General features: G+C 60.7%; 16 protein-coding genes. 6 read left to right on the top strand and 10 right to left on the bottom strand.

All coding sequences use genetic code 11. The features are described 5' to 3' along the window. Positions 1-27 precede the first annotated feature (27 nt). The gene (gene ung / locus AACX99_RS12475; protein ID WP_339412198.1) at positions 28-726 is read left to right on the top strand and encodes a uracil-DNA glycosylase; all 699 of its coding nucleotides are present in this window, start codon (positions 28-30) and stop codon (positions 724-726) included. 138 nt (positions 727-864) lie between these two features. Here ung and AACX99_RS12470 read toward each other — a convergent pair whose 3' ends face one another. The 6 genes from AACX99_RS12470 to AACX99_RS12445 all read right to left on the bottom strand — a co-directional run bounded on the left by AACX99_RS12470 (position 865) and on the right by AACX99_RS12445 (position 7,539). After that, entirely contained in the window at positions 865-1,731 is an 867-nt protein-coding gene (locus tag AACX99_RS12470; protein ID WP_339412197.1) for a DUF6279 family lipoprotein, read from the bottom strand. Between the two features lie 413 nt (positions 1,732-2,144). Continuing rightward, positions 2,145-3,176, bottom strand: coding sequence for an AbrB family transcriptional regulator (locus tag AACX99_RS12465; RefSeq protein ID WP_339412195.1), 1,032 nt, complete (start codon positions 3,174-3,176; stop codon positions 2,145-2,147). Continuing rightward, positions 3,169-4,677 carry a tripartite tricarboxylate transporter permease gene (locus AACX99_RS12460; protein WP_339412194.1) on the bottom strand — a complete coding sequence of 503 codons (1,509 nt, stop codon included), beginning with the start codon at positions 4,675-4,677 and terminating at the stop codon, positions 3,169-3,171. The genes AACX99_RS12465 and AACX99_RS12460 overlap by 8 nt, the downstream gene beginning before the upstream one ends. Positions 4,678-4,679: 2 nt before the next feature. After that, a complete protein-coding gene (locus tag AACX99_RS12455) occupies positions 4,680-5,123 on the bottom strand; it encodes a tripartite tricarboxylate transporter TctB family protein (RefSeq protein ID WP_339412193.1) in 444 nt (147 codons plus the stop codon). A gap of 137 nt (positions 5,124-5,260) precedes the next feature. Then, positions 5,261-6,238 (bottom strand): Bug family tripartite tricarboxylate transporter substrate binding protein, encoded by a 978-nt coding sequence (locus AACX99_RS12450; RefSeq protein WP_339412192.1) that lies wholly within the window; start codon positions 6,236-6,238, stop codon positions 5,261-5,263. Positions 6,239-6,267: 29 nt separating this feature from the next. Then, on the bottom strand, positions 6,268-7,539 hold the full coding sequence (locus AACX99_RS12445; protein WP_339412190.1) for an OprD family porin: 1,272 nt from the start codon (positions 7,537-7,539) through the stop codon (positions 6,268-6,270). Positions 7,540-7,837: 298 nt separating this feature from the next. On the opposite strand from AACX99_RS12445, the gene AACX99_RS12440 reads away from it, so the two are divergent. Together AACX99_RS12440 and AACX99_RS12435 are read left to right on the top strand one after the other, a co-directional pair. Next, the gene (locus AACX99_RS12440; protein WP_339412188.1) at positions 7,838-8,509 is read left to right on the top strand and encodes a response regulator; all 672 of its coding nucleotides are present in this window, start codon (positions 7,838-7,840) and stop codon (positions 8,507-8,509) included. After that, positions 8,502-9,917: a sensor histidine kinase gene (locus AACX99_RS12435; RefSeq protein WP_339412186.1), complete on the top strand. Its 1,416-nt coding sequence runs from the start codon at positions 8,502-8,504 to the stop codon at positions 9,915-9,917. The genes AACX99_RS12440 and AACX99_RS12435 overlap by 8 nt, the downstream gene beginning before the upstream one ends. A gap of 1 nt (position 9,918) precedes the next feature. Here AACX99_RS12435 and AACX99_RS12430 read toward each other — a convergent pair whose 3' ends face one another. The 3 genes from AACX99_RS12430 to ygfZ all read right to left on the bottom strand — a co-directional run bounded on the left by AACX99_RS12430 (position 9,919) and on the right by ygfZ (position 12,575). Next, positions 9,919-10,680, bottom strand: coding sequence for a substrate-binding periplasmic protein (locus tag AACX99_RS12430; protein ID WP_339412185.1), 762 nt, complete (start codon positions 10,678-10,680; stop codon positions 9,919-9,921). Positions 10,681-10,746: 66 nt separating this feature from the next. Then, the gene (locus AACX99_RS12425) at positions 10,747-11,583 is read right to left on the bottom strand and encodes an HDOD domain-containing protein (protein ID WP_339412183.1); all 837 of its coding nucleotides are present in this window, start codon (positions 11,581-11,583) and stop codon (positions 10,747-10,749) included. 50 nt (positions 11,584-11,633) lie between these two features. Beyond that, complete coding sequence (gene ygfZ / locus AACX99_RS12420; RefSeq protein ID WP_339412182.1) at positions 11,634-12,575, bottom strand: CAF17-like 4Fe-4S cluster assembly/insertion protein YgfZ; 942 nt, start codon at positions 12,573-12,575, stop codon at positions 11,634-11,636. A gap of 250 nt (positions 12,576-12,825) precedes the next feature. Between ygfZ and AACX99_RS12415 the strand changes: the two genes are divergently transcribed. Beyond that, a complete protein-coding gene (locus AACX99_RS12415) occupies positions 12,826-13,080 on the top strand; it encodes an FAD assembly factor SdhE (RefSeq protein WP_275963009.1) in 255 nt (84 codons plus the stop codon). After that, positions 13,064-13,516, top strand: a complete 453-nt coding sequence (locus tag AACX99_RS12410; protein ID WP_339412181.1) for a protein YgfX — start codon at positions 13,064-13,066, stop codon at positions 13,514-13,516. The genes AACX99_RS12415 and AACX99_RS12410 overlap by 17 nt, the downstream gene beginning before the upstream one ends. Here the strand turns inward: AACX99_RS12410 and nadB are convergent. Beyond that, positions 13,485-15,101, bottom strand: a complete 1,617-nt coding sequence (gene nadB / locus AACX99_RS12405; protein ID WP_339412180.1) for an L-aspartate oxidase — start codon at positions 15,099-15,101, stop codon at positions 13,485-13,487. The two genes, AACX99_RS12410 and nadB, sit on opposite strands and share 32 nt — an antisense overlap. 366 nt (positions 15,102-15,467) lie before the next feature. On the opposite strand from nadB, the gene rpoE reads away from it, so the two are divergent. Next, a complete protein-coding gene (gene rpoE, locus AACX99_RS12400) occupies positions 15,468-16,049 on the top strand; it encodes an RNA polymerase sigma factor RpoE (RefSeq protein WP_339412179.1) in 582 nt (193 codons plus the stop codon). Positions 16,050-16,077 lie beyond the last annotated feature (28 nt).

The following is a 16,077-nucleotide window of genomic DNA, read 5'->3' as shown; positions in this document are numbered from 1 at the left end:
CTCCGTTGAGATAAGCAGGACACAGGCATGAGCGCCGCAGATAACGTCAAACTCGAAGCCGGCTGGAAGGCCGCTCTGCATGAAGAGTTCGAGAAGCCCTATATGCGTGAGCTGGGGGATTTTCTGCGTAGCGAGAAGGCCGCAGGCAAGCAGATTTATCCGCCCGGTGCGCTGATTTTCAATGCGCTTAATTCCACGCCGCTGGCGCAGACCAAGGTGGTGGTGATCGGCCAGGACCCATACCACGGTCCGGGGCAGGCCCATGGGTTGTGCTTCTCGGTGCAGGCTGGGGTGAAGACGCCGCCGTCGCTGGTGAATATCTATAAAGAGCTCAAGCGCGACCTGAATATCGATATTCCCAGCCACGGCAACCTGCAGTATTGGGCGGAGCAGGGCGTGCTGCTGCTCAACACTTCGTTGACTGTAGAGCACGGCATCGCGGGTTCTCACGCGAAGATTGGCTGGCAGAGCTTTACCGACAAGGTCATTGAGGTGGTCAGCCAGCAGCAGGAGCGTCTGGTGTTTCTGCTCTGGGGCGCTCATGCGCAGAGCAAGGAGAAGCTGATCGATGTCAGCAAGCACCTGGTGCTGAAATCCGTGCACCCTTCGCCGCTGTCGGCGCACCGTGGCTTTATTGGTAATGGCCATTTCAGCCGTACCAACAAGTTCCTCCAGCAGCATCAACTGAGCCCGATCGACTGGCGCTTGCCCGAGGCAGCTTTCTAGAGCCTGTTTACGATCTCGCGAGCTAGAGTCATGCAAGGCAAAAACAGGCGAGGAAGCGGAGTTTACTGGTGTAAATGAGCATTCCGAGCGTGTTTTTAACGCAGCAGGACTGACGCGCAGCAGATCGTAGGCAGGTTCTTAGGCGCTGCACTGCTGCTCGGCCAGATCGCGGCGCAGGTCGCGTAAACGGTGGCTGAGGCGCTCGCGTTGAGCCTCATCGCTGCTGCTCAGCAGCTGACTGAACAGTGTGGCCAGCGCCTGGCGTGAGCGGCCATAACTGGCGCGATACTCGTCGCTGTAGAAGCGCTCGCGTTGTTGCAGCAGGGGCGTCAGCCGCTCGGCAAAGTCTGCGCTGCCCCGTTCGGCAACCACCTTGCGCAGCTCGGCCTGCCATAGTTGCCGGTTCTCCAGCCACAGGCGGTTCTGCTCGCCGAGGCTATTGGCCCAAGCGGCGATATGCTCAGTTTGCGCACTGTTCAGGCGACCGAGCCAGGGCCGCAGGCGTTCCTGCATGCGAGTCTGGCGTTCGCTGATCTGGGTGGCCAGGGGCGGGTCGAGAAAGTCCTGGCGATCTTCCAGATTGTCTTCATCAATTGCGGCGTAAAGCTCGCTGACCTGCTGCTCGCTCAGGCCCTGTAGCAGTTCGATAGCGGTGGGGGTGATCTCGACGCCGATGCGTTTGAGCGCGGCATCGAACTGGGCGAATTGCTCAAGTAGCTCAGCGCTGTCCGGCTGCGGTTGAGCGAGGATGCTCTCGGTGGTTTGCAGCCAGTCGATATAGCGCGGCAACTCGGCGCTGCAGTGCCATTGCAGGTGCCTCTGCAAACGGGGTTTGAGCCAGGCCTGCTGCTGACTGTCGAGGCTCAGGTAATCGTTGAGCCGCCAGGGCACCAGCCAGTCCAGGTTGCGATACGCTAGGCCGGCGCGGCTGCAGGCGCTAATCAGCAGGCTCAGGCAGAGCACTAGCAGCAGGGTTTTCACGGCGGGCCAACGCAGTACGCTCATAGAGGATGCCTCGGTGGTGAAGGCCTGAGGGTACGCCAGACATGCGTGTGTGCGTGGCCGCAGACATATCTGTTAAATAAAAACTGCTGCCTTGCAGGAAAAAAAGAAGGCTATGTAGCCGTTATCTGTTGAATCGTCCTGAACAGCTACAGCACATGAAGCCCGGTAATACGTGGGTCAGTGGCGCAGGAACTCGTTGTGGGCAGCACCACACAATTCGGGCGCCGCGTAACCCACCATCGCGGTTGGCCGATAGACCGAAATGGTGGGTTGCGGCGCGTTGTAAATCGGTGATGTTTGCCTGATCCCGGTTCCCGCCAACCCACCCTACAAAAGCAGCTTGCAGTACAGTCCTGATGCAGAGCAAAAAAGAGCCCGCACAAGGCGGGCTAAACGTGGTCTTCAAAGCGCTTTCAGTTGCGTTGCCAGAGCCTGAACAAGGGCTCGGCGAGAAACATCACCAGAAACAAGCGCAACACCTGCAAGGCGGTGACCAGCGCCACCGAGAGTTGCAGGGCTTCGGCGGTTAGGCACAGCTCGGTGATGCCGCCGGGCATCATGCCGAGCATCAGCGCATTCTGGTTTTCCCCAGCCAGCCAGCCCAGGCCCTTGCCCAACGCGGCGGCGGCGAGCATGGCAAGCAGGCAGAACAGCAGGATGCGTGCGAGAAAGCCCGGTGCGCTGCGAAAGAAGTTGCGGTCGAAGTGACAACCCAGGGCGCAGCCGATCAGCCACTGGCCTACCTGGCCGAGGCCATCGGGTAAACCAAGGTGCAGATCGAAGGTCACACTGGCCACCGCGCAGACGGTCAGCGGGCCGAGCATCCAGGGGTTGGGTTGGCCTAAACGCCCCCATAACCAGGCCAGCAGCGCGCCAACCGGTAGCAGCACGGCCAGCCACGGCCAACTGACCGCTGCAGGTACAGGCGGCTCGATGGGCGGCAGGCTCCAGGTGAAGATTGCCGGAATCAGCAGCACCACCAGCAGCAAACGCAGGCTATGGGCGGCCGCGACCTTGGCGGTTTCGGCGTTATGCCGTTGCGCCAGATTGACCATCTCGCTGGCACCACCCGGCATGCTGGCGAAGAACGCCGTGGCGCGGTCCAGGCCGGCGCGACGCAGCACGACAATACCGATCAGGCTGAGCAGCAGGGTGAGCAAGGCGCCGAGCAGGATCACGCCGAAGTGGCTGAGCAGCTGGCTCAAAACCTCACCGGTAAAGTGCAGGCCGATGGCGCTGGACACCAGCCACTGGCCGGTCTTGCGCCCACCCGGTACTTCGCTGATCAGCCAGCCGCTGCAGCGTGCGGCGATCACCGCCAGCAGTGAGCCGATAATCCACGGCAAAGGCCAGCCGATCAGGCTGGCCAGATAGCCGCCTAACAAGCCGACCAAGGGTGTGGCCCACCAGCTTTGCCAGCCGGTGAGCACGGGCAACTTAGGCATTAACCAGTTGCGCCGCACGACGTGCACGCCACCAGCGCAGGCCCGGCAGGGCCAGCATCAACGCGGTGAGTGCCCACAGGCACAGGCTGATTGGGCTGTTCCAGAGGATGCTCAGCTCACCGGCAGAGATCGACAGGGCGCGGCGCAGGTTGTCTTCCATCAGCTCGCCGAGGACGAAGCCGAGGATCAGCGCCGACAGCGGGAAGTCCAGCTTGCGCAGGATATAGCCGAATACGCCGAGGCCGATCATCAGCACCAGGTCGAAGGTGGTGCTGTGCACCGCGTAAACGCCGACCATGCTGATCACGGTGATCGCCGGCACCAGCACCCAGTTGGGCACGCTGAGCATGCGGGCGAACAGGCCAACCAGCGGGATGTTCATCACCAGCAGGATCACGTTGCCGATAAACAGCGAGGCGATCAGGCCCCAGACCACATCCGGTTGCTGTTCAAACAACAGCGGGCCAGGGGTGATGTTGTACAGGGTCAGTGCGCCGATCATCACCGCCGTGGTGCCAGAGCCCGGTACGCCGAGGGTCAGCATGGGGATCAGTGAACCGCAGGCCGAGGCGTTGTTGGCTGCTTCTGGTGCCGCCAGGCCGCGCAGGTCGCCGTCGCCGAACTTACCATTCGGGCCGGCCATGCGCTTTTCCGTCATATAAGTCATGGCACTGGCGATGGTCGCGCCGGCACCTGGCAGAACACCGATGACGAAGCCGGCCACGGCGCTGCGCACCATGGTCCAGAAGGTGAAGCAGAACTCTTTAAAGTTGAACAGCAGGCGGCCGCTGGCCTTCACGGCTTTCTGACCGTTGTGGGTTTTTTCCAGCATCAGCAGCACTTCACTGACGCTGAAGAAGCCGATCACCACGATGACGAACTGGATGCCGTCCGACAGGCTGACGCTGCCGAAAGTGAAGCGGTACACCCCAGTGGTCGAGTCCACCCCTACGGTGGCCAGAGCCAGGCCGATCAGGGCAGCCATCAGGGTTTTCACCGGTTTGTCACCGACCATGCCGCCGAGGCAGGCGATGGCGAAAATCATCAGCACAAAGTACTCGGCCGGGCCAAAGGCCACCGCCCATTTCGCCAGGATTGGCGCGAACAGCACCACGCTGCACGTCGCAATAATGCTGCCGATAAACGAGCTGACCGCCGATAGCGACAGGGCGATCCCGGCTTTACCCTGGCGTGCGAGTGGGTAGCCGTCGAGGGTGGTCATCACCGCAGCGGCGTCGCCGGGTACGTTGAGCAGAATCGCCGAGATACGTCCGCCATACTCACAGCCCAGGTACACGGCAGCGAGCAGGATCAGTGCGGTTTCCGGCGACAGGCCGAGGGCGAAGGCCAGTGGCAGCAGTAGCGCCACGCCATTGATTGGGCCCAGGCCTGGGAGCAGGCCGACAATGGTGCCGACAAAGGCGCCGAACAAGGCCACCAGCAGGTTTTCCGGTCGGGTCGCGACTTCGAAGCCTTGCATCAAGAAATTCAGGGTTTCCATTTTCAGCTCTCCACGAAGGCTTCGAACAGGCCGAGGGGCAGCGGCACATCCAGCAGGTAATCAAACAGGCCATACAGCAGCACACCCATCAGCACGGCGCTGATGGCGCAGGGCAGCGGGCGACCGGTAAACAGCAGGCCAAGGGCGAAGGTGGCCAGCGTGGTGCTGATGACGAAACCGAGTATTTCGAACAGCAGGGCGTAGGCCAGGAGCGCCAGCACGCACAGGGTGGCGCGCACAGCGGCACGGGTGTTGAGCCGCTGTTCGAGCATGCCGGGCTTGAATATCAGCCACAGGCTGCCGGCCGCCATCAGGCTGAGCAGCAGCAGAGGATAAGCGCGTGGACCCACTGGGTCGTAGGCGAAGGGTGCCTGGAAGCCCCAGGCGATGACGGCGAGAACGGCGCAAAACAGCAGCCAGCTCGCGGCGAACAGGCGAACGTACATAGGAATTTACCTGAGGTCGGTAGGATGGGTTGAGCATCGCGATACCCATCGCGCAGGCGCCCATTGATGGGTATCGCTGCGCTCAACCTGCGCGGCCCGACCCATCCTACAAAGGTTACGAATTACGGCGTGGCCGCTTATTGCATCAGGCCGAACTCGCCGGCCAGCGCCTTGTATTCCTCAACTTGCTTGAAGACCAAGGCTTTCAGCTCGTCGCCAGTCACTGACAACGGCAGCAGGTCGCGCTGTTCACGCAGGGTGGCGAAATCCTCACGGGCGAGCAGGGTGTCGAACTGCTGTTTCCACCAGTTGTACTGCTCATCGCTGACTTCTGGGCCCATATAGAAGCCGCGGATCACCGGCCAGCTGATGTCGTAACCCTGCTCCTTGGCGGTAGGAATGTCGGCCAGCTTGCCCGGCAGACGTTCATCGGCGAGTACGGCAAGGATGCGCACTTTCTTCGCTGCCAGCTGTGGCGTGACCTCACCCAGGCCGCTGGAGGTGACCTGCACATGGCCGCCAAGCATGGCGGTGAGGGTTTCGCCACCGCCCTCGAAGGCTACGTAGCGCAGGTTTTTCGGGTCAATGCCAGCCAGGCGGGCGATCAGCGCGGTTTGCATCCAGTCCTGGCCACCGATGGTGGCGCCGGCGCCGAAGACAATGCTGCTTGGGTCTTTCTTCAGGGCTTGAACCAGATCATCAAGATTCTGATAAGGCGAATCGGCACGTACGGTGATCGCGCCATAATCGGTGCCCACGGCCGCCAGCCAGCGCACGCCGGTTTCGTCGTAACGGCCGAACTTACCTTGCGCCAGGTTGAGCAAGGAGCCGCTGGAAAATGCGGTGATGGTGCCCGGATCATCGGCACGTTGGGCGATTACTGCGTTGTAGGCCACCGCGCCGACGCCGCCGGGCATATAGGTGACGCGCATCGGCGCTTTCAGCAGGCCGCTGTCTTTCAGGCCGCTCTGCGCCAGCTTGCAGGTCAGGTCGAAGCCCCCGCCGGGCTTGGCCGGGGCGATGCATTCCGGGCGCTTGGGTTCGGCAGCCAGCAGCTGGCCGGCAAAGGCCATGCAGGCGGTGGCCAGGGCGATGCGGGTAAAGGCAGTTTTCATCTGTGGTTCCTCTGAGCTCTTATTGTTGTTTACCAGATCGGCAGCGTATAGCCGACGATGACGCGGTTCTCGTCCGCATCGCGGGCGAAATCGGATTTGAAGCTGGCGTTACGCAGGCGTACATAGACATCTTTCAGTGGTCCGCTTTGCACCACGTACTTGACCTCGATGTCGCGTTCCCACTCGCCGCCGGTGTCGTCGGAGCCGGCGATTTGCGCGTCGCTGCCTTTGATATAGCGGGTCATAAAGCTCAGGCCGGGTACGCCAAGCTTGCCGAAGTCGTAGTCGTAACGGGCCTGCCAGGAGCGCTCGTCGGCGTTGGCGAAGTCGTTGATCTGCACGAAGTTGACCAGGAACGGGTCGCTGCCATCGATATAGGCGTAACCGGTGTCGCCGCTCATGTCCTGAAAGCCCAGGCCGAGTTTGTGGCCGTTGATGCCGTAAGTGAGCATGGCGTTGAAGGCGCGGTTGTCGATCTTGCCGGCATTGGATGCGCCGCTGTCCTTGCTCAGCATCAGGCGTACATCGGCGCTGAGGGTGCCGCTGCCCAGCGGTTGGCTGGCGAGCAGACCGAAGAAGTGCTGACGGTAGATATCCTCGAGGTCGGCGAAGTAGTAGCGGCCTTTGAGCTGCTGGTTGAAGCTGTAGTCGAGGCCCATCAGGTCCAGATGGTCCGCCGTGACACCGGCGGCGAAACGGCGGTTCTTGCTGTTGAGGATCAGCTCTTCGGAGTTGGTCGAGGCGCGGTCGATCACCTTGTCCAGGCGTCCGCCGGTAAAAGTCAGGCCTTCGAGTTCACTGGAGGTCAGCAGGCCGCCTTCAAATACCTGAGGTAACAAGCGGCTGTCGCTGGCTTTGACCACCGGCAGTTCTGGTACGTGCGAGCCGTAGCGCAGTTCGGTATTGGAGACCTTGACCTTGGCGGTCAGGCCCAGGCGGCCGAACTGGTCCGGGGTGCCACCATCGTCTTGTACGGGGAGCAGGTCGGTGCCGGTGCGCCCGCCGCCGGAATCCAGTTTGACCCCAAGCAGGCCCAGGGCATCAAGGCCGAACCCCACGGTGCCTTCGGTGTAGCCGGATTGGACGTCGAGCCAGAAACCTTGGCCCCACTCTTCACGCTTGTTCTGCTGGCTGCTGGTGCCTTCGCGGAAATCACGATTGAGGTAGATATTGGTGGTGGTCAGGCTGGCTTTGCTGTCAGCCACAAAATCAGCGTGGGCAGTGGGGGCGAGCAGGGCCGTGCCGATGGCCAGGCTAAGCAGGTGTACAGGCGAAAGTGCCCGATTTGATGCAGTCGGCATCCTGTGGTCTCCATTGTTGTTTTTGTCACGGCTGCGCACCACTGCGTCAGTCGTTCAGGTCGGTGGATCGAGCCACCTGAAACCGATGCTAGGGGGTCAAGCTTTCACCAGGCTTTCAGTTTGAAAAAAAACGCCTGGAGCGTTTTTTGACGTCGCTTGCGACGGCCCGCAGGGTGGCCGCCAGGGATGGCAGGCCACAAAGAAACGCCTGAAGAGTTTTTTCACGTCACCTGCGACGGCCCCCAGGGTGCGCCGTTACACTGGGCGCATAACAACAAGTTCGTGGAGTGCCATTACCGTGCGTATCCTGCTGGTTGAAGACCATGTGCAACTGGCGGCCAGCGTGGCCCAGGCGTTGAAAAGTGCCGGCTGGACGGTGGACATGCTGCACGACGGCGTGGCTGCCGATCTGGCCCTTGGCAGCGAGGATTACGCCCTGGCGATTCTCGATATCGGCCTGCCACGTTTGGACGGTTTTCAGGTACTGGCGCGTCTGCGTGAGCGCGGCAATACCCTGCCAGTGCTGATGCTCACCGCCCGCGGCGAGGTCAAGGACCGCGTACATGGCCTCAACCTAGGCGCCGATGATTACCTGGCCAAACCCTTCGAGCTGAGTGAACTAGAGGCGCGGGTCAAGGCGCTGCTGCGCCGCACCGTACTCGGTGGTGAACGCCAGCAGCGCTGCGGCAACCTGTTGTATGACCTGGACACCCGACGCTTTACCCTGGCTGACGGCCTGCTGACCCTGACCTCCCGCGAACAGGCGGTGCTGGAAGCGATGATCGCGAGGCCGGGGCGGGTGATGAGCAAGGAGCAGCTGGCTGCCCAGGTGTTTGGCCTGGATGAGGAGGCCAGCAGCGACGCCATCGAAATCTACGTGCACCGCTTGCGCAAGAAGCTCGAAGGCGGCGGGGTGCGTATCGTCACCTTCCGTGGTCTGGGTTATCTACTGGAGGCAGTCGGTGACTGAGCGCGGCCACTCCGTGGAGAGCCAGCCCGGTAGCCTGCGCGGGCGGCTGATCCGCCGATTGGCGCTGTTGTTGGCGCTGATTCTGTTGGTCAGCAGCTTGAGTGCCTATTGGAGCGCACGGCATGCAGCAGATACTGCCTATGACCGCACTTTGCTGGCCTCGGCACGGGCGATAGCCGATGGTTTGTACACCACCGCCGACCGGCTGAACGCCAATGTGCCCTATGTGGCGCTGGACACCTTCGCCTATGACAGTGCTGGGCGTATCTACTACCAAGTGCTGGATGTACAAGGGGCGTTGGTGTCTGGTTATGAGGACCTGCCGCCACCGCCGCGCGGTACCAAGCGCACTGAGGATTATCCGGCGCTGGCGCATTTCTACGATGCCGAATACCGCAATCAGGGCGTGCGGGTGGTCAGCCTGCTGCAGCCGGTCAGCGAGCCTGGAGTCAACGGAGTCGCGGAAATCCGCGTGGCGGAAACCCAGGGCGCGCGTGAGCGCATGGCCCGCGAGCTGTTGCTCGGCACCTTGCTGCGCATGGGCGTGCTATCGCTCAGTGCATTGCTCTTGGTGTGGCTGGCGGTGAGCGCCGCGTTGCGCCCGCTGGAGGCCTTGCGCCGCAGTGTGGCGGCGCGTACCAGCGACGATCTGCAGCCGTTGTCGGATGTCGGCATGCCGCGCGAGCTGCGCCCACTGATCGATGCGCTGAACCAGTTCAATGATCGGTTGCGCAGCCTGTTCGAGCGCCAGTCGCAATTTATCGCTGATGCCTCCCACGAGTTGCGCACGCCCCTGGCGGCACTCAAGGCGCGGGTCGAGTTGGGGCTGCGTGCCCAGGAGCCTTCGATTTGGCGCAGCACCCTGGAAGAAGCAGCGCAGAACACCGACAAGCTGACCCATCTGGCTAATCAGTTGCTTTCCCTGGCGCGTATCGACAGCGGTGCGCGGGCGATTGCCGAAGGTGGCGCGCAGCGTCTGGATCTCAGCCAGCTGGCGCGTGAACTGGGCATGGCGCTGGCGCCGCTGGCCCATGCGCGGGGTATTGGGCTGGCACTGGAGGCTGAGCAGGCAGTGTGGGTCAGTGGCGAGCCGACGCTGCTCAACGAGCTGTTGTGCAACCTGCTGGACAACGCCCTGGCGCACACCGCTGCTGGCGGCAATGTGATCCTGCGGGTATTGCCGGCTGGGCTGCTGGAGGTTGAAGACGACGGCCCGGGGATCCCGCCAGAGGAGCATGAGCGGGTGTTTGCGCGTTTCTATCGGCGCAGTAACAAGGGCTCTGGGGCGGGGTTGGGCTTGGCGATTGTCGGTGAAATCTGCCGTGCGCATCAGGCCGAAATCAGCCTGCATCAGGCGCAGCCACACGGTTTGTTGGTGCGCGTCGAGTTCGCCATCGCGGAAGTCTGAGTCAGGGCGCCAGGCTAAGCGGTTGCTGAATTTCCAATAGGTATTGAGCAACTTTGCCGCTTTCGCGCAGTTGCGCCAGGCCCTGGTTGAAGCGGGCGATCAGCTCGGCATTGCCGGGCACTTGCCGCGAGAGCAGCAGATGCAGGCTGTCACTGCGCAGGGGCTTGGGGTGAAAGCTCAGTTGCGCACGCTCGGCGGCGCTGAAGTGCTGATGCAGCATGTCGAAGCCGACCACTTTATCCATCGGAAATAGATCAACGCGGCCGGCGATCAGCTGACGAAACGCCGTTTCATAGCTGGTCACCCGATTGACCCGCAGCTGTCCGCTGGCCTCGGCCTGTTGAAAGGCTTCACCGTAGTCATAGCCGCGGGTACCAGCCAAGCGCCGGCCTTGCAGGTCGGCTACCTGCTGCCAGTCAAAGCTGTAGCCCTTGCGGTGGAACAGGTAGTAACCGCTTTCCATCACCGGGTCGCTGATAAAGAATTTTTCTTCACGCTCGCTGCTGTGCAGCCAGACTGCACTGCCGTCGCGTTTGCCACGCTCGGCCAGTTGCAGTGAGCGTGCCCAGGGGTGGAATTCCCAGGCCACATCAATTCCCTGCAGGGCAAAGGCTTCGGCGACGATGCGTGAGGCAACGCCCTTGTGCGGCAGCTGTTCACCCAGGTAGGGCGGCCACTCACCGTTGGTCAGGCGTACTGATTCAGCAGCAGCGAAGTCACTGCAGAACAAGCTCAATAGAAGGGAGTACAGCAATGCACGCATGGGCCATATGCCTCGCGCTGTAACTGTACTCAGTCTAGCTGCAGTCAGCCGCATGCGTGAGGAGCTTTACTGGAGCATGCTCATGGCTGCTTCCATGGCAGCGGAAAGGTCTTCGTCTTCATTGAGGTTCTGGCTTGGGTCCAGGCCCAGTTTGCGGAACGCTGGAATCTGGCTCCAGTCCAGCTGGGTGTAAGGATGTTCGCTGCCCAGATAGCTCTGCAGGGTGGCGACTTGGACGATATCGACATAGTCGACCTTGGCACTGTCGCGGGTGAAGTCCAGGTATTGGCTGGGCACCATGGCGATCAGCTCGGGGAATTCCCAGGTACGTAGGATCTTGTCGCCGATGATCGGGTGGATCTGCTCGATTACATGGTTGAGGCTGATCGAGTCGGCCAGCAGCTCGCTGTGCTCTTCGGCGTAAGTGAGAATCGGCAGTACGCCGATCTGGTGCACCAGGCCGGCGAGGGTGGCCTGGTCGGGCAGCAGACGGGTGTAGTGCTTGCACAGTACGTGGCAGATGCCGGCGATTTCTGTGCTCTTGTTCCACACTTCGCGCATTTTGCGGTCAACCACATCGCTGGTCGCCTGGAACATCTGCTCCATGGCCAGGCCGGTGGCGAGGTTGCAGGTGTAGTTGATGCCGAGGCGAGCGACGGCCATCTGCAGGTCGGTGATTTCCTTGTTGGTGCGCAACAGTGGGCTGTTCACCACTTTGATGATGCGCGCAGTCAGGGCTGCGTCGTTGCCGATCACTTTACTCAGTTGTGGGATGCCGATATCCGGGTTTTCCGCAGCCTCACGAACTTGCAGCGCGACCTCCGGCAGGGTCGGCAGAACCAGTTCATCGCTGTCGATGGCCTGGATCAGTTCCTTTTGGACTTTCTCGGCAAGCTTGCTCATGGGAAATTCTCTTTAGGCGGTCAGGCAATAGTATTAAGTGTAGTAAGTGCTTAGCGTTGTATTTCGCGGTTTGAGTCCAGTGTATACGGCAAATCGAGCACGCTCAGCGTGCTGCCTTCGGCAGAACCCAGGTGAATAACGCCATTGAGCGCGGCATCGTCCTGCAATACGGCAAGCAGTTCGACACCGGCTGCGCTGCGCGCCGCCAGCACCACTTCACCGACGCTGGAGGCGTGCGTGGGCGAGAACAACGCAGTGGCGGGCTCTGGCACTTGAGTGTCATGCAGCTCCAGGCGATACAGGCGGCGTTTGAGTTTGCCCAGGTACTGCATGCGCGCAACGATTTCCTGGCCGGTGTAACAGCCTTTCTTGAAGCTGACGCCGCCTACGGCCTGCAGGTTGATCATCTGCGGAATAAACAGCTCGCGGGTGCTACCCATAACCTGGCCAATGCCGGCGCGCACTTGCGCCAGGAGCCATTCATTCAGCGGCGCTTCAGGCAATTGGCTAGCCAATTGCGCTTGAATGGATTCGGCCTGGCTGGCAGGAATCCAGAGTTCGGCGCGGCCATTACTCAGGCGTACGGCTAGCAATTCATTGCTACGAGTCACGCTGTCAGCGTGTTCTGCGAGCTCCAGCCCGAGGCTGCGCAGGGCATCATCGCCGCCGCTCAGGCCAATACGCAGCCAGTCCTGGCTTTCATCGGTGAGTTTGGATTTGCTGAATACGGCATATTTCTTCAGGTCGGCGAGCTGTGTTTCGAGCAGCTCGCTGGCCATCGCTAGCAGGTAGCCGTCACTCACGCTGAGGATGCGAAAGCTCGACTGCATGCGGCCCTTGGGTGTGCAGCGCGCGCCCAGACTGGAGTGGTTGTCACTGAGGTAATTGAGGTTGCAGGTGACCTGGCCCTGGAGGAACTTGTTGGCGTCCGGGCCGCGCACGGAGAGGATGCCTTCGTGGCTGAGGGTGCAGTAAAACGCGGTATCGGCCATGGTGGATTAGGTATCGCTGGATAAAAGTTAGGGGGCTCATCATAGAGCGCGTCTCGCACCTTGTCAGCGCTTGCTGCTGCTTCGCTTGCGGGCATTACCTCGCCGGGTGATGCGCGCGGTCAACAGCGGCGCTTTTCATCGGTATACTGCGCGCCTTATTTATGGCCTACCATCCGTGGCGGCCACCCTTCGGGCCGTCGCTGAGCGACGTTAAAAATGGCTCCATGCCATTTTTTCAAGGAGCATACCCATGGTTGACTCGGTTGAACTCAATCGTCTTTTTTGGCACAGCCGCCGCGGCATGCTGGAGCTGGATGTGCTGCTGGTGCCGTTTGTCAGGGAGGTGTATCCGCACCTCGATGAGGCTGACCGAGAACGTTATCGCAAGCTGCTCGAATGCGAAGATCAGGATATGTTTGGCTGGTTTATGCAGCGCGGTGAACCGGAAGATGCCGATCTTAAACGTATGGTTCGGATGATTTTGGACCGTGTCCAGCCCCAATGATGTTTTCGATTGTCGGTGGCAGCCTTCACGGCAGCTGCTGCTCTGCTATGCCTTGATCCAGGGATTGGCACTGCTTAGCCTGGTATTGGTAGAGATCCCGCTCTGGGCGCATTTACTCGGTATTGGCTTCTGTCTCGCTCATGCCGCTTGGGTACTACCGCGGCATCTGCTGCTGAGTGCACCGCAGGCGTATCGAGCGCTGCGTTGCACGGCGGATGGTTGGCAGGTGCACAGCGTGGCCCAGGGCTGGCAGGCTATCGAGCTGAATCCCGATAGCCTGGCCTTGCCGCTGATTGTGTTGCTGCGTTTTCGTCTGTCCGGGAAACGCCGCGTGCGCTCGCTGTGCGTTGCCCGCGACAGTCTGGCGCGCGACCAGCACCGCCGCTTAAGGGTGCGGCTGAAATTCAGTCGCCATAGGTGGGCGGCAGCAGAATAGTGTCTTTGGCCTCGGCCAACTGTTGTGGATAGTCCAGGGTGTAGTGCAGGCCGCGGCTTTCGTGGCGTTGCATGGCGGAAAGAATCATCAGCTCAGCGACCTGGGCCAGGTTGCGCAGCTCGATCAAATCGCGGCTGACCTTGTAGTTACTGTAGAACTCGTGGATTTCATCGAGCAGCAGGCGTACCCGATGTTCGGCCCGTTGCAGGCGCTTGTTGGTGCGCACGATGCCGACGTAGTCCCACATAAAGCGCCGTAGTTCGTCCCAGTTGTGCGCGATGATCACGTCTTCATCGGAGTCGGTGACCTGGCTGGCATCCCAGCCGGGTAGGGCGCTTGGCATGCTGATCTGATCCAGCTGGGCAAGGATATTTTCGGCCGCTGAGCGGGCATAGACGAAACATTCCAGCAGCGAGTTGCTGGCCATGCGGTTGGCCCCGTGCAGGCCGGTAAAGCTGGTTTCACCGATGGCATACAGGCCAGGTATATCGGTGCGGCCACTCTGGTCGACCAGCACGCCGCCGCAGGTGTAGTGCGCCGCTGGTACTACGGGGATCGGCTCTTTGGTGATATCGATACCGAAGTCCAGGCAGCGCTCATATACGGTGGGGAAATGCGATTTCACAAAGTCAGCTGGTTTATGGCTGATGTCGAGGAACACGCAGTCGATCCCCAGGCGCTTCATCTCATGGTCGATGGCGCGGGCGACGATATCCCGTGGTGCCAGTTCGGCGCGCTCATCGAAGCGCGGCATAAAACGCTCGCCGTTCGGCAGCTTGAGCAGCGCACCTTCACCGCGTAGCGCCTCGGTGACCAAAAAGCTTTTGGCTTTCGGGTGGTACAGGCAAGTCGGGTGGAACTGGTTGAACTCCAGATTGCCGACCCGGCAGCCGGCGCGCCAGGCCATGGCGATGCCGTCGCCGCAGGCGCCGTCCGGGTTGCTGGTATAGAGATAAACCTTGGCCGCGCCGCCAGTGGCGAGAATCACAAAGCGCGCGCTGAATGTATCGACTTCGCCACTGGCGCGGTTGAGCACGTACGCGCCCAGGCAGCGCTGGCCCTCCAGGCCGAGTTTGCGCTCGGTGATCAGGTCGACGGCGACGCGCTGCTCCAGCAGTTCAATATTGCTACGCTGCCTGGTCTGTTCCAGCAAGGTATTAAAGATTGCCGCGCCGGTGGCGTCGGCCGCGTGAATAATGCGTCGGTGGCTGTGGCCGCCTTCGCGGGTTAGATGGAATTCGAAACCGCCGTCTTCGCGGGCGGTCTGGTCGTCGCGGGTAAAAGGCACGCCCTGATCGATTAGCCACTGAATGGCTTCGCGGCTGTGCTCGACGGTGAAGCGTACGGCGTCCTCGCGGCACAAACCGCCGCCGGCATTGAGGGTATCCTCGACATGCGATTCAATCGTGTCAGTATCATCGAGCACCGCCGCCACGCCGCCTTGCGCCCAATACGTCGAACCATTGGACAGATTGCCTTTGCTCAATACGGCAATGCGCAAATGCTCTGGCAGCGTAAGAGCCAGGGTCAGGCCGGCTGCACCGCTGCCGATAACCAGAACGTCGTGTTGAAAATGTTGGCTCATGTCCGAATTCCGCGAAAGGCGGCCTCTAGTATATAGAGGGGGTGAACGGCACAATAGCCAGCTTATGACCAAGTGCGTTACTCGGGAACTTTTTAAGTGTTTCGAGTTCCATAGGCGGTTGTTTGGATAGGAACTCGTCTGTGTCAGGTGGTATGCAACGGGCCTGTATTTTGCCTGGCTTGAGGGTGATTCAGACTACAGGCGCAGCAGCGGATTCCCTTTGCTGCGCTGTTCCGCGCAGGGCTTTTTAAGTTTTCTGCAGGAAGCTTGTTTGAAGGAGAGAACTTTTGTGCAATGCCCCAGTCTACTTTGGCAGATTGATTCAGGGTTGGTGTTGCACTCCTTCAAACCTAATGAGGAGTTTTCATGCTAACCCAGGAAGATGATCAGCAGCTGGTCGAGCGCGTACAGCGTGGTGACAAGCGTGCATTTGATCTATTGGTGCTCAAGTACCAGCACAAAATTCTCGGGTTGATCGTGCGTTTTGTGCATGACACCCATGAAGCACAGGATGTGGCGCAGGAAGCCTTCGTCAAGGCGTATCGGGCGTTGGGTAATTTTCGAGGTGACAGTGCGTTTTACACGTGGTTGTACCGCATTGCCATCAACACGGCGAAGAATCATCTGGTGTCACGTGGTCGACGTCCGCCAGACAATGATGTAAGCGCCGAGGATGCTGAGTTTTATGATGGTGATCATGCCCTCAAGGATATCGAGTCGCCGGAGCGGGCGTTATTGCGCGACGAGATCGAAGCCACCGTACACCGCAGCATCGAGCAATTGCCGGAAGATTTACGTACAGCGCTAACCTTACGTGAATTTGATGGTCTGAGTTACGAGGACATTGCGAGCGTCATGCAGTGTCCAGTCGGCACCGTGCGTTCGCGAATTTTCCGGGCGCGTGAGGCCATTGATAGATCCTTGCAACCTTTGTTGCAGGAAGCCTAAGACAGCGGCGTCAGCCAAGAGAGGAACC

It is taken from the genome of Pseudomonas sp. EA_35y_Pfl2_R5 (genome assembly GCF_963970805.1).
In the GTDB taxonomy this organism is placed as follows: Bacteria; Pseudomonadota; Gammaproteobacteria; order Pseudomonadales; family Pseudomonadaceae; genus Aquipseudomonas.
This window is presented reverse-complemented; position numbering and strand designations above follow the sequence as displayed.